The sequence below is a fragment of the Streptomyces sp. NBC_00252 genome, assembly GCF_036187565.1.
Classification (GTDB): Bacteria; Actinomycetota; Actinomycetes; order Streptomycetales; family Streptomycetaceae; genus Streptomyces.
Genome location: NZ_CP108087.1, coordinates 10071544 through 10091555, shown reverse-complemented (window position 1 = coordinate 10091555; position 20012 = coordinate 10071544). Strand labels below are relative to the sequence as shown.

Genomic DNA, 20012 nt, shown 5'->3' with positions numbered 1-20012 from the left:
CGCCACCGGCGTCTGCGACACCCCCGGCATTTCCGGGATCTCTGACATCTCCGTGCACGACAGACATAGGGAGCTGAGTGCGTTGACTCTACCGACCTCGGCGGAGGGGGTGCCGGACAGCCGCCGGACCCGCTCGGTCGGCATCGGCCGCGCCCACGCCAAGGCGATCCTGCTGGGCGAGCACGCGGTCGTCTACGGCGCCCCGGCGCTCGCCCTGCCGATCCCGCAGCTCACCGTCACGGCCAGCGCCGGATGGTCCGCCCAGCCCGGCGACGGGCAGGGCGACCTCTCCTACACGATGACCGGTTCCCCCTCGCGGGCGATGGTGACGCAGGCCTCCGACGGGCTGCGCCGGCTGACCGCGGAGTTCAAGGCGCGGATGGGCGTGAGCGGGCGGCCGCATCTGGACGTGATCCTCGACGGTGCGATCCCGCACGGGCGGGGGCTGGGCTCCAGCGCGGCCAGTTCGCGGGCGATCGCGTTCGCGCTGGCCGACCTCTTCGGCCGGGAGCTGGACGAGACCACCGCGTTCGAACTGGTGCAGACGGCCGAGAACATGGCGCACGGCAGGGCCAGCGGCGTCGATGCCATGACCGTCGGCGCGCTGCGCCCGCTGCTGTTCCGGGCGGGCCGTACCCGGGAGGTGCGGGTGGGCTGCGACGGGCTGTTCATCGTCGCGGACAGCGGCCGGCCGGGCAGCACGCGGGAGGCGGTCGAGCTGCTGCGGGAGGGCTTCGACCGCCGGCCCGGGGCGCGCACACGGTTCGTGGGGCGGGCCACGCAGCTGACCGAGGAGGCCCTGCTCGCGCTCGCCGAGGGCCGGGCCGGGGACCTGGGCCGGCGGATGACGGACTATCACGCGCTGCTGCGGGCGGCCCGCCTGAGCACCGGCGCCATCGAGCGGCTGGTGGAGGCCGCGCTGGCGGCGGGCAGCCTCGGCGCCAAGATCACCGGCGGTGGTCTGGGCGGCTGCATGATCGCGCTGGCCCCGCCGGAGCGGGCCCGCGAGGTCACCCGGCGCCTGCACGAGGCAGGCGCCGTACAGACGTGGCTCATACCGCTGAAGGGGCTCGACAACCATGCGCCGTGAACCCACACCGACCACCGCACCCGGCCCCACCCAGACCCTGCCGGGCCCCACCCAGAGCGTGCCGGGCCTGACGCAGACCGTGCCGCGGCCTGCGGGGGCGGACGCCTCCGCCGGTGTCACCGCCGTCGCGCATCCCAACATCGCGCTGGTCAAGTACTGGGGCAAGCGCGACGAGGGGCTGATCCTGCCCTGGACGGACAGTCTGTCGATGACGCTGGACGTCTTCCCAACCACCACCCGGGTCCGGCTGGACGCCGCGGCCGGCCATGACGAGGTGACGCTCGACGGGCAGCCCGCCAGGGGCGAGGCCGCGCGGCGGGTCACCGCGTTCCTTCAGTTGGTGCGGGAGCGGGCCGGTTCCACGCGGCGGGCGGTGGTGGACAGCCGTAACACCGTGCCCACCGGGGCGGGGCTCGCGTCCTCGGCCAGCGGGTTCGCCGCGCTGGCCGTCGCCGCCGCGGCCGCCTACGGGCTGGAGCTGAACGCCACCGGGCTGTCCCGGCTGGCCCGGCGCGGTTCGGGCTCGGCCTCGCGGTCGGTGTTCGGCGGCTTCGCCGTCTGGCACGCCGGACCGGCCGGCGCCACCGGCGCGGCGGCGGACGCGGGTTCCTACGCCGAGCCGGTGCCCGCGGCCGGCCTGGACCCGGCGCTGGTCGTCGCGGTCCTGGACGCGGGCCCCAAGACGGTCTCCAGCCGGGAGGCGATGCGCCGCACCGTGGACACCTCGCCGCTGTACCGGCCCTGGGCCGACTCCAGCCGTGCCGACCTCGCGGACATGCGGGCGGCGCTGGGGCGCGGGGACCTGGAGGCGGTGGGCGAGATCGCCGAGCGCAACGCGCTGGGGATGCACGCCACGATGCTCGCCGCGCGGCCCGCGGTGCGCTACCTCTCGCCGGCCACGGTCACCGTCCTGGACCGGGTCCTGCAGCTGCGGCGGGAGGGGATCGCGGCCCACGCGACGATGGACGCCGGACCGAACGTCAAGGTGCTGTGCCGGCGCGCGGACGCGCGCCGGGTGGCCGCCACTCTCGCCGAGACCGTGCCCTCGGCACGGGTGCTGGTGGCGGGCCCCGGGCCCGGTGCCCGGCTGCTGGACGAGACGGACGGGGCCGCACGATGACCGCCCCGGCCGAGGTGGCCGCCGCCCGCACGGTGGTGCGCCGGGCACCGGGCAAGCTGTTCGTCGCGGGCGAGTACGCGGTGGTGGACGCGGGCAACCCGGCGATCCTGGTCGCCGTCGACCGCTACATCACCGTCACGGTCACCGGCACACCCGGCACACCCGGCGGGCTCGACCCGCTCGCCACATCCCGCTCCCCCGCCCCCGGCGTCACCATCTCCAGCGACCTCACCCCCCGCCCCACCGCCTGGCGCTGGCACGAAGGCCGTCTGGTCCTGCACGGGCCCGGTGACGGCGCGCAGGCGCGGGCCGGGCTCGCGCATGTGGTGGGGGCCGTGGAGACGGTGGGGGCGCTGCTGGCCGAACGGGGCCTGCCGGTACCGGAGTTGGGGATCGCGGTGAGCAGCCGGCTGCACGAGGGGGGCCGGAAGTACGGGCTGGGGTCCTCCGGTGCGGTGACCGTGGCCGCGGTGGACGCCGTGGCCGCGTTCTGCGGGGTGGAGCTGTCGGCCGGTGAGCGCTACCGGCTGGCGATGCTGGCGTCCGCGCGGATCGACCCGAAGGGCTCGGGGGGTGATCTGGCCGCCAGTGCCTGGGGCGGCTGGATCCTCTACCGGGCGCCGGATCGGGCCTTCGTCCTCGACCTGGCCCGGCGGGTGGGCATCGCCCGGACGCTGGCCGCGCCCTGGCCCGGACACGAGGTGCGGCGGCTGCCGCCGCCGGCCGGGCTGCGGCTGGAGGTCGGCTGGACCGGGGAGCCCGTCTCCACCGCCTCCCAGGTCGCCGGCCTCCAGCGGCGCGGCGGCCGCCCGGACACCGCCGCACGCCGGCGGTTCACCCAGGCCAGCAACCGGCTGGTGGAGGCGGCGGCCGGCGCGCTGGAGCGCGGCGAGGACGCCGGGCTGCTGGCCCAGATCCGCATCGCAGCGGCGGAGTTGGCGCGGCTGGACGAGGCGGTCGGGCTGGGCATCTTCACGCCCCGGCTGAGGCGGCTGTGCGAGGCGGCCGAGGCCGTCGGCGCCGCCGCCAAACCCTCGGGGGCGGGCGGCGGCGACTGCGGCATCGCCCTGCTGGACGCGGCCGCCTCCCGGCACATCTGTCAGGTACGGCGGCACTGGACGGCGGCCGGGGTGCATCCCCTGCCCGTGCGCCCCGCCGCGCAACGGCCCGAAAGGACCTCGCAATCATGAGTGCTCAACGCAAGGACGACCACGTCCGGCTCGCCATCGAGCAGCAGGACACCCCCCGCGGACCCCACCCCTTCGACGAGGTGTCGTTCGTCCACCACGCCCTGGCCGGCCTGGACCGCGAGGAGGTGTCCCTGGGCACCTCGTTCGCGGGCCTGTCCTGGCCGGTGCCGCTGTACGTCAACGCGATGACCGGCGGCAGTGCGCGCACCGGCGCCATCAACCGCGACCTGGCGATCGCCGCCCGCGAGACGGGGGTGCCGATCGCGTCGGGGTCGATGAACGCCTACTTCAAGGACCCCGCCTGCGCGGGCACGTTCAGTGTGCTGCGCGAGGAGAACCCGGACGGGTTCGTGCTGGCCAACGTGAACGCGACGGCGTCGGTGGACAACGTGTGGCGTGCGGTCGAGCTGCTGCGGGCCGACGCGCTGCAGATCCACGTCAACACCGCGCAGGAGACCGCGATGCCGGAGGGCGACCGCTCCTTCGGCGCCTGGCCGGGCCAGATCGAGAAGATCGCCGCGGCGGTCGACATCCCGGTGATCGTCAAGGAGGTCGGCAACGGCCTGAGCCGGCAGACCGTCCAGCTGCTGGGCACGCTGGGGGTGGCCGCGGCCGACGTCAGCGGCCGCGGCGGCACCGACTTCGCCCGCATCGAGAACGGCCGCCGCCAGGAGGGCGAGTACGCCTTCCTGCACGGCTGGGGGCAGTCCGCGCCCGCCTGTCTGCTGGACGCCTCCGGCACCGCGCTGCCGCTGCTGGCCTCCGGCGGGGTGCGCGGCCCCCTGGACGCCGCCCGCGCCCTGGCGCTGGGCGCGGTCGCGGTCGGCGCGTCCGGGATCTTCCTGCGCACCCTCCTGGACGGCGGCGTCCCCGCCCTGACCGCACAGCTCACCCGCTGGCTGGACCAGCTGGCCGCGCTGCAGACCATGCTCGGCGCGCCCACGCCGGCCGACCTGGCCGCCTGCGACCTGCTCCTGCACGGCTCCCTGCGCGACTTCTGCGCGGACCGCGGCATCGATACCGCCACCCTGGCCCGCCGCTCCAGCTCCGGCTCCGGCGCGCCGAGCGCCCCGACGACAGGAAGCACCCGATGACCGAGCAGCACGCCATCGCCGGAATCCCGATGCGCTGGGTGGGACCCGTGCGTATCTCCGGGAACGTGGCCCGCACCGAGACCCACATCCCGCTGGCCACCTACGAGTCGCCGCTGTGGCCCTCGGTGGGCCGCGGCGCGAAGGTGTCCATGCTCGCCCAGGAGGGCATCGTCGCCACCCTCGTGGACGAGCGGATGACCCGTTCCGTCCTGGTCGAGGCCACCGACGCGCAGGCCGCCCTCACCGCCGCCCGCACCGTCGAGGCAAGGATCGAGGAGCTGCGGGAGGTGGTGCGCGGCTGCAGCCGCTACGCCCGTCTGATCGGGGTGCGCCACGAGATCAACGCCAACCTGCTGTTTTTGCGGTTCGAGTTCTCCACCGGCGACGCGTCGGGCCACAACATGGCCACCCTCGCCTCCGACGCCCTCCTGGCCCACCTGCTGGCCACCGTCCCGGACATCTCCTACGGCTCGATCTCCGGGAACTACTGCACCGACAAGAAGGCCAGCGCCGTCAACGGCATCCTGGGGCGCGGCAAGAACGTCGTCACCGAACTCCTCGTCCCCCGCGACGTGGTGCACGGTGTCCTGCACACCACCGCCGCGAAGATCGCCCAGCTGAACCTGCGCAAGAACCTGCTGGGCACCCTGCTGGCCGGCGGGGTGCGCTCCGCCAACGCCCACTACGCCAACATGCTGCTGGGCTTCTACCTCGCCACCGGCCAGGACGCCGCGAACATCGTCGAGGGCTCGCAGGGCGTGACGATGGCCGAGGACCGCGACGGCGACCTCTACTTCGCCTGCACCCTGCCCAACCTGATCGTCGGCACCGTCGGCAACGGCAAGGGCCTGGGCTTCGTGGAGACGAACCTGACCCGCCTGGGCTGCCGCGCCGACCGCCCGGCCGGCGACAACGCCCGCCGCCTGGCCGTCATCGCCGCCGCGAGCGTGCTGTGCGGGGAGCTGTCCCTGCTCGCCGCGCAGACCAACCCCGGCGAACTGATGCGCGCGCACGTCCAGCTGGAACGCGACCCCAAGACCGCAAAGGTTGGTGCCTGACCATGTCCCTGTCCATCGGAATCCACGACCTGTCCATCGCCACCGGCGAGTTCGTGCTCCCGCACACCGCGCTCGCCGCCCACAACGGCACCGACATCGGCAAGTACCACGTCGGCATCGGCCAGGAGTCGATGAGCGTGACCGCCGCCGACGAGGACATCGTCACCCTCGCCGCCACCGCCGCCGCCCCCCTCATAGCCCGCCACGGCACCGACCGCATCCGCACCCTGGTCCTGGCCACCGAGTCCTCCATCGACCAGGCCAAGGCGGCCGGCATCTACGTCCACTCCCTCATCGGCCTGCCCTCCGCCACCCGCGTCGTCGAACTCAAACAGGCCTGCTACGGCGCCACCGCCGCCCTGCAGTTCGCCATCGGCCTGGTCCGCCGCGACCCCGCCCAGCAGGTCCTGGTCATCGCCAGCGACGTCTCCCGCTACGACCTCGACAGCCCCGGCGAGGCCACCCAGGGCGCCGCCGCCGTCGCCATGCTCGTCGGCGTCGACCCCGCGCTGGTGCGCATCGAGGACCCCTCCGGGCTGTACACCGCCGACGTCATGGACTTCTGGCGGCCCAACTACCGCGACACCGCCCTGGTCGACGGCCAGGAATCGGTCGGCGCCTACCTGCAGGCCGTCGAGGGCACCTGGAAGGACTACACCGAGCAGGGCGGGCGCACCCTGGAGGAGTTCGCCGCGTTCTGCTACCACCAGCCCTTCACCAAGATGGCCTACAAGGCCCACCGCCACCTGCTCAACTACTGCGGCCGCGACACCGACCCCGACACCGTCACCGCCGCCCTGGGCGAGACCACCGCCTACAACCGGGTCATCGGCAACAGCTACACCGCCTCCGTCTACCTCGCCCTGGCCGCCCTCCTGGACCAGGCCGACGACCTCACCGGCAAGAGCGTCGGCTTCCTCAGCTACGGCTCCGGCTCGGTCGCCGAGTTCTTCGCCGGCACCGTCGTCGCCGGCTACCGCGACCACCTGCGCACCGGCGCCCACCACGAGGCGATCAACCGGCGCACCGAGGTCGACTACGACGCCTACCGCGCCCTGCACGAACACCGCCTCCCGGCCGACGGCGGCGACCACGCCACCCCCGCCCAGACCACCGGCCCCTACCGGCTGGCCGGCATCAGCGGCCACAAGCGCCTCTACGCCACCCGCTGAACCCGCCCCCCGGCGACCGTCCGGGCCGCGCCCCCTGCACAGGGGGCGCGGCCCGGGGCACCCCGCCGGCGCACCACTTCACCCACTTCACTCATTTCATTCATTCATCCACGCACCATGCGAAGGGAGGGCAGCCGCATGGACGACGCGACGATCCTCGGTACGGGCAGCCCGATCAGGGACGTCAGGATTCTCGGCACCGGCGCCTACGTGCCCGAGCGGATCGTCTCCAACGACGAGGCCGGCGCGCCCGCCGGGGTCGACGACGCCTGGATCACCCGCAAGACCGCGATCCGTGAACGCCGCTGGGCCGCCCCCGGCCAGGCCACCTCCGACCTGGCCACCGCCGCCGCCCGGGCCGCCATGCAGGCCGCCGGCATCACCGCCGAGCAGCTGTCCGTGATCGCGGTCGCCACCTCCACCCCCGACCACCCCCAGCCGCCGACCGCCGCCTACGTCCAGCACAACCTCGGCGCCTCGGGCACCGCCGCCTTCGACGTCAACGCCGTCTGCTCGGGCACCGTCTTCGCGCTCTCCGCCGTCGGCAGCGTCATCCTGCGCCGCGGCGGCCACGCCCTGGTCATCGGCGCCGACGTCTACTCCCGCATCCTGGACCCCGCCGACCGCAGGACCGTCGTCCTGTTCGGCGACGGCGCCGGCGCGATGGTGCTGGGCCCCTCCGAACACGGCCACACCGTCCGCCACGTCGCCCTGCACACCTTCGGCGAACTCACCGGCCTCATCCAGGTCCCCGCCGGCGGCAGCCGCCGCCCCCTCGACGCGGCCGCCCTGGACGCCGGACTGCACTACTTCGCGATGGAGGGCCGCGCCGTGCGCCGCTTCGTCGTCGAGGAACTCCCCCAGCTGACCAAGGCGTTCCTCCACGAGGCCGGCGTCGAGCCCGCCGACATCCACCACGTCATCCCCCACCAGGCCAACGGCGTCATGCTCGACGACGTCTTCACCCACCTCGCCCTCCCCCACGCCCGCATGCACCGCACCGTGACCCACTACGGCAACACCGGCGCCGCCTCCATCCCCATCACCCTGGACGCCGCCGTCCGCGCCGGCGAGATCAACCCCGGCGAACTCGTCCTGCTCGCCGGCTTCGGCGGCGGCATGGCCGCCAGCTTCGCCCTCGTCGAGTGGTGAGCAGACCCCCGCGACGACAACCGCACAGAAGAACAAGAAAAGGAGGGGGGCGGCCTGTGGCCGCCCCCCTCCTTTTTCTGTTTACGGCCTCAACAGGCCGCCGTCCGGGCGCAGCCGGCCACGTTGCGGGGTCCGCGCAACGGGTCAGGTGCGGCGGCCGGGAGCCCGGTGCCCGGCATAGCCGGCCGGCCACAGCTCCCGCAGGATCCGTACCTCCTGCTCGGACAGCGCGACGTCCTCCCGCAGCCGCTCGGGATGCGCCGGCGGCGGACCGCCGGGACGCTGCACCGGCCTGTGCCCCGGCTGGGCGGCCTGCTGCGCGAGCGGCTCGTAGGAGGCGCCGAAGGCCACCAGGGACAGCCACAGCCGCCGTACGACATAGTCCGCCAGCGCCCGCCGGCCGCCCCGCGGTACCCGTCCCATACCCGCCCCCTCCGCCTCGTGGTCCGTCTGTGCCTTCACAGGCTGCCAAGAGCGGCTCGCGGATGACTTGAGAACGGCACGGGCGCGGTTGCGGCGGCGGCCGTCAGTCGATACCGCGCACCACGTGCGGCTCCCCCCACTCCTCCTCGTCGATCCCCGCCAGCAGCAGCGGCGGCGCGGACGGCAGAGACAGCGGCAGGGGCAGGGGCAGCGGGGGCTGCGTCGTGCCCGGGGACGGGCGGGTGTCCACCTCGGTGATGTCGTACACCTGGTCCTCCTCGACTCGGTGCTGATCGGTGACGGGTGGTGCTCCGCGCCCGGGGCCTCAGAGGCCGGCGGCCGCCCTCAGCTGCCGGGCGCGGTCGGTGCGCTCCCACGTGAAGTCGGGGATCTCACGGCCGAAGTGGCCGTAGGCGGCGGTCTGGGCGTAGATCGGCCGCAGCAGGTCCAGGTCGCGGATGATGGCGGCCGGGCGCAGGTCGAAGACCTCGTCGATGGCCTTCTCGATCCGCTCCGTGCCCACGGTGTGGGTGTTGAACGTCTCGACGAACAGGCCCACCGGCTCGGCCTTGCCGATCGCGTACGCCACCTGCACCTCGCAGCGCGAGGCGAGCCCTGCGGCGACGACGTTCTTGGCGACCCAGCGCATCGCGTACGCCGCCGAACGGTCCACCTTGGAGGGGTCCTTGCCCGAGAACGCGCCGCCGCCGTGACGGGCCATCCCGCCGTACGTGTCGATGATGATCTTGCGGCCGGTCAGGCCGGCGTCGCCCATCGGGCCGCCGATCTCGAAGCGGCCGGTCGGGTTGACCAGGAGGCGGTAGCCGTCGGTGTCGAGCTTGATGCCCTCTTCCACCAGCGCCTTCAGCTCGGCCTCGACGACGAACTCGCGGATGTCGGGGGCGAGCAGCGACTCCAGGTCGATGTCGGAGGCGTGCTGCGAGGACACCACGACCGTGTCCAGGCGGACGGCCTTGTCGCCGTCGTACTCGATGGTGACCTGGGTCTTGCCGTCCGGGCGCAGGTAGGGGATGGTGCCGTTCTTGCGGACCTCGGAGAGGCGCTTCGACAGGCGGTGCGCGAGGAAGATCGGCAGCGGCATCAGCGTCGGCGTCTCGTCCGTCGCGTAGCCGAACATCAGGCCCTGGTCGCCCGCACCCTGCTTGTCGAGCTCGTCCTCCTCGTCGCCTGCGGCAGAGCCCTCGACCCGTTTCTCGTACGCCGTGTCGACACCCTGCGCGATGTCCGGGGACTGCGCGCCGATCGACACCGACACACCGCAGGAGGCGCCGTCGAAGCCCTTCTTGGAGGAGTCGTAGCCGATCTCCAGGACGGCCTCGCGCACCAGCTGGGCGATGGGGGCGTAGGCGCGGGTGGTGACCTCGCCGGCGATGTGGACCTGGCCGGTGGTGATCAGCGTCTCGACGGCGACCCGGGAACCCGGGTCCTGGCGCAGCAGGGCGTCCAGGACGGTGTCGCTGATCCGGTCGGCGATCTTGTCGGGGTGCCCTTCGGTCACGGACTCCGAGGTGAACAGGCGACGGGACATGACTCTCCAGAAGGTTGCGGCCCGGACGCGGACGGCGCCGGCGGCCGGGCCGGATCGCCCACGCCGTCGTCATCGTCACGGTGCCCGGGTACGGACGAGGCGGAGTCGAAGCGGGGCGGAACAGGAGTGGAGGCGAGGCGGTCAGGGGGCGGCGTGTTCCGGGTCGGGGGGCGGGGCGGCGGCGTCCTGGAGGGCCCGGGCCAGGAGGCGGGCGCGTTCGTGTGCGCCGGGCGGGGCGGGGGTGAGGACGACCCGGGGCGCGCGGCGTCCGCCGTCGGTGGTGGTGGTCAGGCGGTGGGCGAGGTCGCAGGCGGCGGCGCCGGCTCCGGAGAACCCGGCGAGCAGCAGCGGCCGGCCGGCGGTGCGCGCGGCCAGCGCCGCGGCGCCGGTGTCCGTGACACCGGTGCCGTTGCCGTTGCCGGTGTCGGTGTCGGTGTCGGTGTCGGTGAGGAGGAGGAGTTCCTGGGGGCCGGAATAGGCAGGGGGCAGCTGGTCGTAGCAGGTGGGCGGGGCGCCGGGGGGCGAAAGGAGGCAGATCGTGCCCGCCCGGTCGTCGCGGGCCGCGCGCAGGAGGGTCAGCGGGCCGCCCGTCCCGGCGGGACCGGAGGCAGCGGAAGCGGTGGGGGCGGTGCGGGCGGCGGGGGTGTCGTCGGCCATGGGGGGGATGTCGCGGCCTTCGAGGAGTTCGAGGGCCTGGGCGACGGTGGTGGACTCGTCCGCGGTCAGGGGAAGTTCACGCAGCAGCAGGGCGCTCTGTACGAGAAGTTCGGCGGCGGCGTCCTCGTCGAGGAGGGCGCGGTCGTGGACGCCGGTGAGGACGAGACCCCCGGTGTCGTCGTGGTGGGCGAGCAGGGCCAGAGGCAGGGCGGAGCGGGCGGGCACGGTGCCGGGGAACTCGGCGCGGATGCCGTGGGCGGCCAGTTCGCTCTCCAGGCCGTGCACCGGGTGCGGCACGTCCTCGAAGACCAGGACGGTCTCGGCACGGCCGGGCTGCGGCTCCCCGTCCGTGCCGGGGGGCGGCTCGGCGGGGAGCCATTCGCAGGCGGCCATGTCCAGGGCGCGGTCGCGCAGGTGGCGCAGCAGGCGGGGCAGGGTGTGGGCGGGGTCGATGTCCAGGGACATCGGCAGCAGGTTGCGCAGCGGGCCCGGCAGCCAGGCCGCGCCGTCCAGTGCGATGCCGCGGCCCGGGACGGTCACCGCGAAGCACACCGGGGCCGCTCCGGTGGCGCCGGACGCGCGGTAGATCAGCAGCGCCCAGACGGCCTGCAGCACACTGCTCTCCGCGGTGCCCCAGGTGCCGGCCCAGCGGGCGAGACGGACGGTCTCCGCCGCGTCCAGGCGCAGCCGGGCGCGGCCGACGCCGCTCCCGCCGGTGGCCGCGCCCCGGCGGCCGGGGCGGGAGGCCGCGGCGGTGACGGCGGGGGGTGTCAGGCGTGCCCACAGGGCGCGGGCGGGGCGCGGGTCCTGGGCGGCGATCCAGGCGGTGTAGTCGCGCAGGTCGGGGCGGCGCTGGCCGCCGGGCAGGGTGCCGCCGGCGAGGTAGGCCCGGTAGAAGGTGCGCAGCAGGAGGTGCGCGGACCAGGTGTCCAGCAGGGCCCGGTGGTAGGTGAGCACGATGCGGGTGGACGTGCCGGGGCCGGCCGGCGGGGCCTGTTCGGGCTCCAGCAGCGTCAGGCGCAGCGGGCCGGGACGGCGCAGGTCGAAACCGCGCAGCCGGTCGCGCTCCAGGAAGGGGGCCCGGTCCGCGCCGGAGGGGATGCGGCGGGTGATGTCCGGGGTGACCCGGCCGTGCACGATCAGCCGCGGCGGACTCGTCCCGGTGAACGCCGTACGCAGCACCGCCTCCCGGTCGAACACCGACTGCCACGCCGCCTCGAACCGTCCCGCGTCCAACGGCCCGCGCCACACCCACACCACCTGCTCCACATGCCGCCCGGTTCCCGGCCTTCCCTCTCCCCCGGCATAGAGGGCCGCCTGCTGCGCGGTGGGCGCGAACACGCCCGGGACGGGGGCGGTGGCGGAGCCGGCGAGCTCTTCCAGGACGTCTTGGAGCAGGGCGGCGAGGGCGGCGGGCGTGGGCGTGGGCGTGGGGGTGGGGGGTGTGGCCGCCGGGGGCTCGGTGGTGTCGGGGGATGCCGAGGGGACGGTACGGCCGGGGGGCGCCGGGGGGCCGTCGGACACAGGCGCAAAACCGGCGGGGGCCGCCGAGGGGGCCGTGCGACCGGTGGCCGCTGCAGCGTCGGCGGACGGCGGGAGGTCGGAAACACCGGCGGTGGCCGAAGGAGCCGTAGAAGCGGCAGTGGCCGGAGCGTCGGCGCGGTCGACGGTGGCCGGAGGGGCGGCGCGGTCGACGCGGTCGGCGGCGGCCGGAGGGGGCGTGGCCGCTGGGGGGCGGGGGAAGTCGGCGGGCACCGTGAGGGCGGCGCCGACGGTGGACGTCGACGGAACGGAAGGGCCGCCGGTCCCCGGGGCGCCGTTCGCGGCGGCGTGGCCGGCCGCTGCCGGGGTGCCGGCGGGCCGGGCGGGTGGCCGGTCGAGGGTGAAGTGCAGTCGGCCGCTGGTGATCCGGGCGTGTGCCTGGAGGCAGTGGGTGCGGGGTTGCGGTAGGCCGGGGACCGGGTGAGCGGTTGCGGATGGTGTTTCGTGCGGGGCGTGCAGGACCAGGCAGGCGGGGGCGGCGGGCAGTGCGCGCAGGGTGGCGCGCAGCAGCGGGTCGGGGCTGAACTCGCGGCAGGCACCGAAGCCGGCGCCGCCCGCGGCCCGTCCGGCGCCGGCCGCCAGGAAACCGGCCGCGGCGGCGAGTTGGCCCAAGGCGTCGGGGCCGGGATCCAGGGTGAGCTGGACCGGGTGCACGTCGGTGAGCCGGCCGGCGTGGCGGCGCAGACCCGGATGACCGCTCCTGGGATCGCTGCGGACGTCGAACCCGACCTCGTCGGTGCGCTGCCACCGGGCCAGCGCCAGCGCGAACACGCCGGTCAGCACCTGCTCCGCGGTGAGCGCGAGACGCCGGGCCAGGTGCCGGGTGATCCGCTCGGTCTGCTCCTCGTCCAGGATGAAGCCGGCCTGGTGCAGGGGGTGTTGGGGGTGTGGGGGTGTTTCCGGGGCGGAGGCCGGGCCGGTCTCCGGGACGGACGGTGAGCCGGTGGTGCCCGGCCTGGTCCCCGGGCCGGCATCCGGCCTGCCGTCCGGCCCGGAGCCCGCACCGGTGTCCGGGTCGGCGTACGCACCGGCGTCCGGGCCGTTCTCCGGGGTCGGCAGCACGGCAGTGCTGTCCGGGGCGATGCAGGGGGTGGTGCCCGAGCCCACGTCCGGTCCGGTGCCCGCCGTGGGCAGCGGGACGGTGCCGGCCGGCGCGCCCGTGTCGGCCGGCGCACCCGTGTCGGCCGGCGCGGCGGTGTCGGCCTCCCCGCCCGGCCGGGGCATCCCGGCGGCGCTGGAGGTGACCGAGCGGGACCTTCGCTCGGCGACCAGGCTCCAGTGACGGGCCTCGGCGGGGTCGCGGGCCAGCTCGCGCAAGCCCGCGACCCAGTCGGCCAGGCCGTCGCCCGCGCACCGCGCCCGTACTGCGGCGGAGGCCGGGGCCGGGGCCAGGGACAAGCCCGCGCTCCGACCGGGTTCCGAGGCTGGGGACAAGCCTGCGGCCAGACCAGGTTCCGAGGCCGAGGGCGAGCCTGCGGCCGGACCGGGTTCCAAGGCCGGGGACAAGCCCGCGCCCCGACCAGGTTCCGAGGCCGGGGGCAAGCCCGCAGCCAGACCAGGTTCCAAGGCCGAGGGCAAGCCCGCGGCCGGACCGGGTTCCGAGGCCGGGGAGAGGCCCGCGGCAGCAGCGACGGCCGGGGCCGAATCGCCCGGCGTGAGCGGGTCCGGAGGTGTCGGGCCGATGACCGTGGCCGGTCCCAGGGCTCTGGTCAGGTCGGTGAGGAGGAGGTCGCGGGTGGTGGGGTCGGTGGCGAGGGGGTGGATGAGGAGCGTGAGGCGGTCGGGGCGGGCGGGGCGGTGGTCGCGGGCGAGGAGGGCGCGGAGGTGGATGCCGGCAGACGGGTCGAGGGTGCGGGACAGCGCGGTGACCGCGGCGGTGTGGCCGGGCTCGTCGGTGAACTGCCCCTCCGTCAGCAGGTCCTGGCCGCCCGGACCGGGCGGGCCGGTCAGGTGGCCGGCCGCCGTGTCGAGGCGGTGGCGCAGCTGCGGGTGGGCGGCCACGACGGTGTGCAGGGCCCGGCGCACCGTCTCCGTGTCCGTTGCGGCGGCGGTCTCCAGGAAGAACGCCTCACAGCCGTAGCCGGGGGCGCGGGTGCCGTCCGGGGCGAGCAGTGCGCGCTGCGCGGGGGTGAGCGGGTGGACGGTCGCCGTGGTGGTGAGGAGGTCGGCGATGCGGCCCGCCACGGCGGCGGCCGGGATGTCCCCCTGCGCCGTGCACCGCAGGGTGTGGTGGCCGGGGCCGTGCCGCAGCAGCCGGTGCCCGCCGCCGGCGGCCGGATCCTGTCCGTCGGCGGCAAGGCGGTGCAGGAGGTCTTCCAGTGCGGCGGCATCGAGCGGGCCGCGCAGTTCGAGGTCCCACGGCGCGGAACCGGCATCAGAGCCGGAGCCGGAGGCAGGGGCGGGGGCGGGGGCCAGGATCAGCGCGGTCGGCGCGTACGGGAAACGGTTGGCAGTCATGGTGTGGTCCGGGGGTGCGCGGGCCGGTACGGGAACCGGATCCCCTCTGTCTCCTCTCGGCGCACGCGGGAGGAACCCGCGGAACTCCTCCCGGCCGGCCGCTCCCCCACCGCACACGGACCCGTCGTAGTACGGGGAGCCGTCGTACGGGGAGCGGCCGGCCGGCAACCCGGCGTACGGAGGCCCGGCATGCACGGGCCCGGTGGGACGCCGGCCGCGGAGGGGGCCGCGGTGCGGGCGGTGCCGGGTTGGGTGCACGGGGGCCGGTGCTGGCCGTACTGCCTCTCTGCCATGACGCCCTCCTGGCCTGCCTGCGTGCACAACGGTCGAGATGAGCACGTTAATGGCCCTACGCGCCCCGAGCCCGTTTCCCCGAGCGGATGTGCAGCGGGGTGCGAGCAGCCCCCGAGAACGGCCGACGGCCGCCTGCGGGAGCAGGGGTGCGGAGGGCACGGAAGGCTCGGAGGGCGCCGGGGACCGCCTGCGGGGGCAGGGTGCGGAGGGCGTGGAGGGCGGCGGGGAGGGAGAGGGGGACGTAGGGCAGGGCGCGGCGGTACGGCCGCCCGCGGGGCCGGCCGGGCGGCCGTCACGATACCGGCGCCCGGCACCCGGCGGGCGCGTGCCGGGGCCGGCTCGAGGGGTTCTCTAGCAGACGGGGCGGGCGGGGGGTACCAGCATGCGGACGGCGCTGTCCGCGTGCTGCTGGGCCAGGGTGAGCAGGACCTGGCTCTCGCGTGTGACGGCGGCGCGCACCTGGCGGCGGGCGTCGGCGAGGGTGGCGCCCTCGCCGAGGACGGCGGGGATGTCCTCCTCGCACAGCACGAGGGTCTGGCGCGAGGTGAGGGTCGCCCCGTGTTCGTCCTCGGTGAGGGACCATTCGCCGGTGTGGGCGGCCAGCAGCGGGGCGAGCGTGGTCTGTTTGTGGACGATGCGGCCCGCGTGCGGGAAGCAGATCCGTACCGACTCGCTGGTGTGCACGCCCTGGCCGGCCGCGCTGCGCAGGGTCAGGCGCTGGATGCCGGGGCTCTCCTCGCTCACCCGGGCCCCGCTGATGTGGGCGATGTGCTCGGGCCAGTCGCCCGCGCGGTAGAGGAAGTCGTAGGCGAGTTCGGCCGGGCCCTGGACGCGGACGGAGTCCTCGCAGTACAGGACCAGGTCGTCGAGGCGGCTCCACTGTTCGGCGAACCGTTTCAGCTGGGTGAGCTGGGTGCGGATGTTCAGGTCGGCGACCTGCCCCGGCCACCGGTCGGCGATCCGCCCCGGCCACCGCACGCCCGCCCCGGCACCGGGGCCGTCGTGGGTGTCGTGGCCGTAGCCGTAGCGCAGTTCCAGTTCGCTGGCGTGCGGGCCGCGGTCGCGGATGCCGACCACGCCGCGCATCGGCTCCAGCGGGGAGCCGGGCGCCTCCGGACGGACCTCGATACGGCGCTCCACCGGGTCCAGATGGCGCCACGAGGTCCATGACTCCAGCCGGCCGCCCACCCAGAACCACATCCGCAGGCGTTCGCGCCCGCCGTCGACGCCGTCGGTGTCCAGGCGCTCCACATGGATGCTCGGGGCGAAGTAGAGCGGCAGTTTCGGCGCATCGGCCAACACGGCGTAGACCACACCGGCGGGTGCGGCCACCTGTATGCGGTGGACCACCCCGCCGTCCCGCTCACCAGCCATCCCGGAACACCTCTCTCTGTCTCTTCGGCTCTTCGGCTCTTCGCCGCTCTCTTCAGGTTTGTGCGCGACGCCTGTAGGTGGCGTCCGTGCGCGCTGTCTGTTCGCGTCTGCCGGCCCCGGCCTCCGGGGCCCCGGAGGCCGGGGCGGGCGGTGTGCCGGGCAGGCGCGGCGGGCGGGTCAGCCGACGGGGGCGGGCTCGGGGGTGAGCCGGCGTACGACGCGGCAGGCCCGGCCCACCAGGCGGGGCAGTTCACGGCCGCCGCGGACGAAGAAGTGCCGGCCCGGTACGGTCCGCGAGCGCACGGGGCCGCGGGTCCATCGCTGCCAGCCCTCGGTCCCCCGGGGCGCGGCCAGCGGGTTGTCCTGCGAGGCGACGACGAGGACCGGGGTGGTGAGGGGGCCCTGCGGGCCGGGCAGGCGGGCCGCCTCGTGCAGGGACTGGGCCAGCGCCAGGTCGGCGCGCAGCACCGGCAGGACGGCCCGCAGCCAGATGCCCTCGTCGCTGCCGGCCGGGACCGCGCCGCGGCCGCCCAGCACGTGCAGCAGTTCGGCGTCGGTGGCGCGGCGGACGTCGGGCAGGGCGGCCGGCAGGCGCGGCGGCGGCCACGCGCCGACGGCCAGCAGCGCGGGCCCCGGCAGGCCCGCCTCGTGCAGGGCGCGGGCGACGGTGAGCGCGATCATCGCGCCGAAGCCGTGCCCGTACAGCACGAAGGGTCCCTGGTCGGGGCCGGTGAAGCGGGGCAGGACGTCGGCCAGCAGCGCCCGCTGGGTGGTCACCCGCGGCTCGCCGCGGCGCGGGGCGCAGCCCGGCAGGAGGACCGGGAGCGGCCGTACGCCGGGTCCCACGCTCGCGGCCCAGTGGTCGAAGACGGAGACGCCCTCAGCGGAGTGGGCGAAACAGTGCAGCCGCACTGGCTGTTCGTCCGGCATGGCATCCTCCTGTGTGTCCGCTCCCGGCACCACGCGGCGGCGGGGCGACGGGGCGGATTCCGAGCATCGCCACCCGCCCTCGAACCCCACTCGAGAACACACCGAGCCGGTATGGAGACGGAGGCGGTGGCGGAGGATGCGTGGGCGTGCCCGGGGTGTTGCGGGGCGGGCGGGGGCGGGGAGTTGCGCGCACGGGGCGACTGCGGGAGGTCAACTGGCGGCCGGGGTAGGGGACTTGCCCGACTGCCGGCGCTGCGGGCCGCGGTACGGGGCTTACCCGACGGGGCGAGTACGGGCCGCAGTACAGGACTTCCCCAACGGGGGCCGGTGCAGGCCGGGTTGAGGCCCGCGGGCCCGGCGGCGGCACAGGACGGGCCGGGCCAGGCGGGCGTTTTCTCCGGGCCGGGCGGGGCGGGGCCTGCCTCTGGCCCGGTGCCCGCCCCTGACCCCGGACCCGCCCCGGTGCTGGACTCCGACCCGGTGCCGCATCCTGGCCCTGGCCCGCGTCCTGGCCCGGTACTGGACCCTGGCCCTGGCCTGCATTCGGACCCGGTGTTGGGCCTGGCCCGGTGTTCCGGCGGAGCTCTACGCGGCGTAGCGGTCGAAGGTGGAGCCTCGGCGGGGGCCGGCCATCACGTCGAGTTCGGGGTCGACGGCGAGCATCGCCTGGTGCAGGCGCTGGAGTTGCGGGGTGGGTTCCACGCCGAGTTCGTCTATGAGGCGTCTGCGCAGCCGGCGGTAGATGTCGAGGGCGGAGGCCTGCCGGCCGGAGCGGTACAGGGCGAGCATCGCCTGCGCGTGCAGGCCCTCGTGCTGGGGGTGACGGGCGACCAGGTCGGTGAGTTCGGCGATGAGTTCGGCGTGCCGGCCCAGCCGCAGGTCGGCGTCGATGCGCCGCTCGACGGTCACCAGCCGTGACTCCTCCAGCCGCAGCACCTCGATCTCCAGGACGGGCCCCAGGCGTACGTCCACCAGGGCGGGTCCCTGCCACAGGGCCAGGGCCTGGCGGAAGCAGCGGGCGGCGCGTTCGTCCTCGCCCTGCTCGAAGGCCTCCTGGCCCTCGGTGATGAGGCGTTCGTAGGTGTGCACGTCCACGGACTGGGGCGGCACCTGCAGGAGGTAGCCGCCGTGCCGGGTGGCCAGAACGTTCTTCGCGCCGCCCGGGGCGCCTGGTCCCATGGCCGTGCCGAGGCTGCGGCGCAGCTGCATGATGTAGGTCTGCAGCGTCGTCACCGCGCTCTGGGGCAGTTCCGTCCCCCAGATCTCCTCCATCAGCGTCGACACCGGCACGACGCGGCCCGGATACAGCGCGAGCAGGGCGAGCACCTGCCGGGGTTTTCCGGCAGTCGGGACGATCGAGTCCCCGTTCACGGCGGCACACAGCGGACCCAGAACCTGAATCTCCATGGTTTCCTCCGTTCGTCGTGGGGCACTCCCGATGGCGGAAATGCGTCGGTGAAATGGCACGCTAGTCCGACCCGGACCGGAGGCGCGGGTTCCTTCAGTGGCCTTCGAGCGGTCCTCAACGGCCTTGCCGCGGACGGGGCGTGGGCGGCGTGCGGGCAGGGCGCGAACGGGGCGCGTCGCCATGTGCTCCGGGCGGGAACATGCGGGCCAACCGGCCGAAATCCGCCCCCGTCACCCGCCGGCATCGCTCCGCCCGGCACCGGCCCGCACCGGCCGGCGCTCCGGCGGTCCTCCGGTGACTCTCCGGCCGGCTGCACGCGCCCCTCCCCCGCGCACACCCGTCCTCCTCGCGTCCGCATCCCGCCCCTCTCCCGTATCCGCATCCGCATCCGCGCCCGCGCCCCGCCTGCCGGGGGCCGCCTGCTGGGGCCGGAGGCCAGAGGCCGGGCCGGAGGCCGGGGGGCCCGGGCCGGAGACCGCGCCCGCGCCCTGCCTGCCGGGGGCCGGAGGGCGGGGCCGGAGACCGGAGCCTGCCTACCGAAGGCCGGGGACCGGGGCTGGGGCCGGGGGCCCGAGCCAGAGCCGGGGCCGGAGGCCGGAGCCGGAGGCCGGAGCCAGAGCCGGGGCCGGAGGCCGGGAGACCCGGGCCGGAGACCGCGCCCGCGCCCTGCCTGCCGAAGGCCGGAGGGCGGGGCCGGAGACCGGAGGCCGCCTGCCGAAGGCCGGGGACCGGGGCCGGAGACCGCGCCCGGGCCCTGCCTGCCGGAGGCCGGGGGCCCGGGCCGGGGGCCGGAAGGGAAGAGGGGGGCGGAGGCCGGTGTCAGCGGTCGGCCGACGGGTGCTGTGGGCGGTCGCGGGGCGGTGTGGCGGGCGGGCGGGTGCCGGAGGTCACCAGGGCGGTCAGGTCGCGGCGGCTGGCCAGGCGGGGCAGCAGTACGTCCCACAGGCGGGTGACGTTGTGGCGGCGCAGCCAGGAGGCGTCGGTGGCGCCGAGGACCTGCAGGCCCACGGTCGCGGCGACGACGACGCGGGCGGCGTCCGTCCAGGACAGGCCCGGTGCGAGCGCGCCTCGGTGTCCGGCGCGGCGCAGGCTGTCCTCGACCCAGTGCCGCCACCGCACCCGCGGCCCCGGGTCGAGGGGCGGGGTGGCGCGGGCGGCGCTGTCGGCGGCGAGCTGGAAGCCGGCGCGGACCACGATGTCCCGGGCCAGGGTGTCCATCAGGTCGTGGGTGGCGTCCACCACCGCCTGCAGGGAGTCGCCCTGCCGCTCGCGGGCCGCCCCGGTGATGCGGGCCACCGTCTCGGCGGCCTGGGCCTCGACCGCCTCGGCGAGCATGTTCTTGTTGGCGAAGTGGAAGTGCAGCGCCCCGTTGCTGACCCCGGCCCGTGCGCTGATGGCGCCCAGCGACGCGGGCGCGAAACCGGCCTCGGCGAACACCTCGGACGCGGCCTCGATCAGCGAACGCCGCGTGCGTGCGGCCCGCTCCTGCTTGACCATGTGCT

General features: G+C 75.5%; 15 protein-coding genes. 7 read left to right on the top strand and 8 right to left on the bottom strand.

Translation table 11 applies throughout. The features are described from left to right. The first annotated feature begins 82 nt into the window (after positions 1–82). From mvk to OHT77_RS44710, 7 genes are all read left to right on the top strand, one after another. The gene (gene mvk, locus OHT77_RS44740) at positions 83–1090 is read left to right on the top strand and encodes a mevalonate kinase (protein WP_328825795.1); all 1008 of its coding nucleotides are present in this window, start codon (positions 83–85) and stop codon (positions 1088–1090) included. Then, entirely contained in the window at positions 1080–2210 is a 1131-nt protein-coding gene (gene mvaD, locus OHT77_RS44735; RefSeq protein ID WP_328825796.1) for a diphosphomevalonate decarboxylase, read from the top strand. The genes mvk and mvaD overlap by 11 nt, the downstream gene beginning before the upstream one ends. Continuing rightward, positions 2207–3400 carry a phosphomevalonate kinase gene (locus OHT77_RS44730; protein WP_328825797.1) on the top strand — a complete coding sequence of 398 codons (1194 nt, stop codon included), beginning with the start codon at positions 2207–2209 and terminating at the stop codon, positions 3398–3400. The genes mvaD and OHT77_RS44730 overlap by 4 nt, the downstream gene beginning before the upstream one ends. Further along, positions 3397–4494 (top strand): type 2 isopentenyl-diphosphate Delta-isomerase, encoded by a 1098-nt coding sequence (gene fni / locus OHT77_RS44725; protein WP_328825799.1) that lies wholly within the window; start codon positions 3397–3399, stop codon positions 4492–4494. Before OHT77_RS44730 ends, fni begins: the two co-directional genes overlap by 4 nt. Further along, positions 4491–5552, top strand: a complete 1062-nt coding sequence (locus OHT77_RS44720; RefSeq protein WP_328825801.1) for a hydroxymethylglutaryl-CoA reductase — start codon at positions 4491–4493, stop codon at positions 5550–5552. The genes fni and OHT77_RS44720 overlap by 4 nt, the downstream gene beginning before the upstream one ends. A gap of 2 nt (positions 5553–5554) precedes the next feature. Then, positions 5555–6724, top strand: a complete 1170-nt coding sequence (locus tag OHT77_RS44715) for a hydroxymethylglutaryl-CoA synthase (RefSeq protein ID WP_328825802.1) — start codon at positions 5555–5557, stop codon at positions 6722–6724. Between the two features lie 138 nt (positions 6725–6862). Further along, positions 6863–7876 carry a 3-oxoacyl-ACP synthase III family protein gene (locus tag OHT77_RS44710; protein WP_328825803.1) on the top strand — a complete coding sequence of 338 codons (1014 nt, stop codon included), beginning with the start codon at positions 6863–6865 and terminating at the stop codon, positions 7874–7876. Between the two features lie 144 nt (positions 7877–8020). On the opposite strand, the gene OHT77_RS44705 is transcribed toward OHT77_RS44710, so the two are convergent. The 8 genes from OHT77_RS44705 to OHT77_RS44670 all read right to left on the bottom strand — a co-directional run bounded on the left by OHT77_RS44705 (position 8021) and on the right by OHT77_RS44670 (position 20007). Further along, positions 8021–8299 carry a DUF6059 family protein gene (locus OHT77_RS44705; protein WP_328825804.1) on the bottom strand — a complete coding sequence of 93 codons (279 nt, stop codon included), beginning with the start codon at positions 8297–8299 and terminating at the stop codon, positions 8021–8023. A 103-nt stretch (positions 8300–8402) separates the two neighbouring features. Next, positions 8403–8567, bottom strand: coding sequence for a surface protein (locus OHT77_RS44700; RefSeq protein WP_328825805.1), 165 nt, complete (start codon positions 8565–8567; stop codon positions 8403–8405). Positions 8568–8624: 57 nt separating this feature from the next. Beyond that, positions 8625–9848, bottom strand: a complete 1224-nt coding sequence (metK, locus tag OHT77_RS44695) for a methionine adenosyltransferase (protein WP_328825807.1) — start codon at positions 9846–9848, stop codon at positions 8625–8627. 141 nt (positions 9849–9989) lie between these two features. Continuing rightward, positions 9990–14504 (bottom strand): condensation domain-containing protein, encoded by a 4515-nt coding sequence (locus tag OHT77_RS44690; protein WP_328834106.1) that lies wholly within the window; start codon positions 14502–14504, stop codon positions 9990–9992. Positions 14505–15149: 645 nt separating this feature from the next. Continuing rightward, positions 15150–16172, bottom strand: a complete 1023-nt coding sequence (locus tag OHT77_RS44685) for a cyclase (RefSeq protein ID WP_328825811.1) — start codon at positions 16170–16172, stop codon at positions 15150–15152. Between the two features lie 177 nt (positions 16173–16349). Continuing rightward, positions 16350–17102 carry a thioesterase II family protein gene (locus OHT77_RS44680; RefSeq protein WP_328825812.1) on the bottom strand — a complete coding sequence of 251 codons (753 nt, stop codon included), beginning with the start codon at positions 17100–17102 and terminating at the stop codon, positions 16350–16352. 585 nt (positions 17103–17687) lie between these two features. Continuing rightward, positions 17688–18509 carry an AfsR/SARP family transcriptional regulator gene (locus OHT77_RS44675; RefSeq protein WP_328825813.1) on the bottom strand — a complete coding sequence of 274 codons (822 nt, stop codon included), beginning with the start codon at positions 18507–18509 and terminating at the stop codon, positions 17688–17690. An 820-nt stretch (positions 18510–19329) separates the two neighbouring features. Then, positions 19330–20007 carry a ScbR family autoregulator-binding transcription factor gene (locus tag OHT77_RS44670; RefSeq protein WP_328825814.1) on the bottom strand — a complete coding sequence of 226 codons (678 nt, stop codon included), beginning with the start codon at positions 20005–20007 and terminating at the stop codon, positions 19330–19332. Positions 20008–20012: the final 5 nt, after the last annotated feature.

Bases quoted from the DNA above. Each gene is read 5' to 3' on its own strand.
- OHT77_RS44710 (WP_328825803.1), top strand. From the start codon at position 6,863: ATGGACGACGCGACGATCCTCGGTACGGGCAGCCCGATCAGGGACGTC.
- OHT77_RS44685 (WP_328825811.1), bottom strand. From the start codon at position 16,172: ATGGCTGGTGAGCGGGACGGCGGGGTGGTCCACCGCATACAGGTGGCC.
- OHT77_RS44720 (WP_328825801.1), top strand. From the start codon at position 4,491: ATGACCGAGCAGCACGCCATCGCCGGAATCCCGATGCGCTGGGTGGGA.
- metK (WP_328825807.1), bottom strand. From the start codon at position 9,848: ATGTCCCGTCGCCTGTTCACCTCGGAGTCCGTGACCGAAGGGCACCCC.
- OHT77_RS44705 (WP_328825804.1), bottom strand. From the start codon at position 8,299: ATGGGACGGGTACCGCGGGGCGGCCGGCGGGCGCTGGCGGACTATGTC.
- OHT77_RS44675 (WP_328825813.1), bottom strand. From the start codon at position 18,509: ATGGAGATTCAGGTTCTGGGTCCGCTGTGTGCCGCCGTGAACGGGGAC.
- OHT77_RS44730 (WP_328825797.1), top strand. From the start codon at position 2,207: ATGACCGCCCCGGCCGAGGTGGCCGCCGCCCGCACGGTGGTGCGCCGG.
- fni (WP_328825799.1), top strand. From the start codon at position 3,397: ATGAGTGCTCAACGCAAGGACGACCACGTCCGGCTCGCCATCGAGCAG.
- OHT77_RS44690 (WP_328834106.1), bottom strand. From the start codon at position 14,504: ATGACTGCCAACCGTTTCCCGTACGCGCCGACCGCGCTGATCCTGGCC.
- OHT77_RS44670 (WP_328825814.1), bottom strand. From the start codon at position 20,007: ATGGTCAAGCAGGAGCGGGCCGCACGCACGCGGCGTTCGCTGATCGAG.
- OHT77_RS44715 (WP_328825802.1), top strand. From the start codon at position 5,555: ATGTCCCTGTCCATCGGAATCCACGACCTGTCCATCGCCACCGGCGAG.
- OHT77_RS44680 (WP_328825812.1), bottom strand. From the start codon at position 17,102: ATGCCGGACGAACAGCCAGTGCGGCTGCACTGTTTCGCCCACTCCGCT.
- mvaD (WP_328825796.1), top strand. From the start codon at position 1,080: ATGCGCCGTGAACCCACACCGACCACCGCACCCGGCCCCACCCAGACC.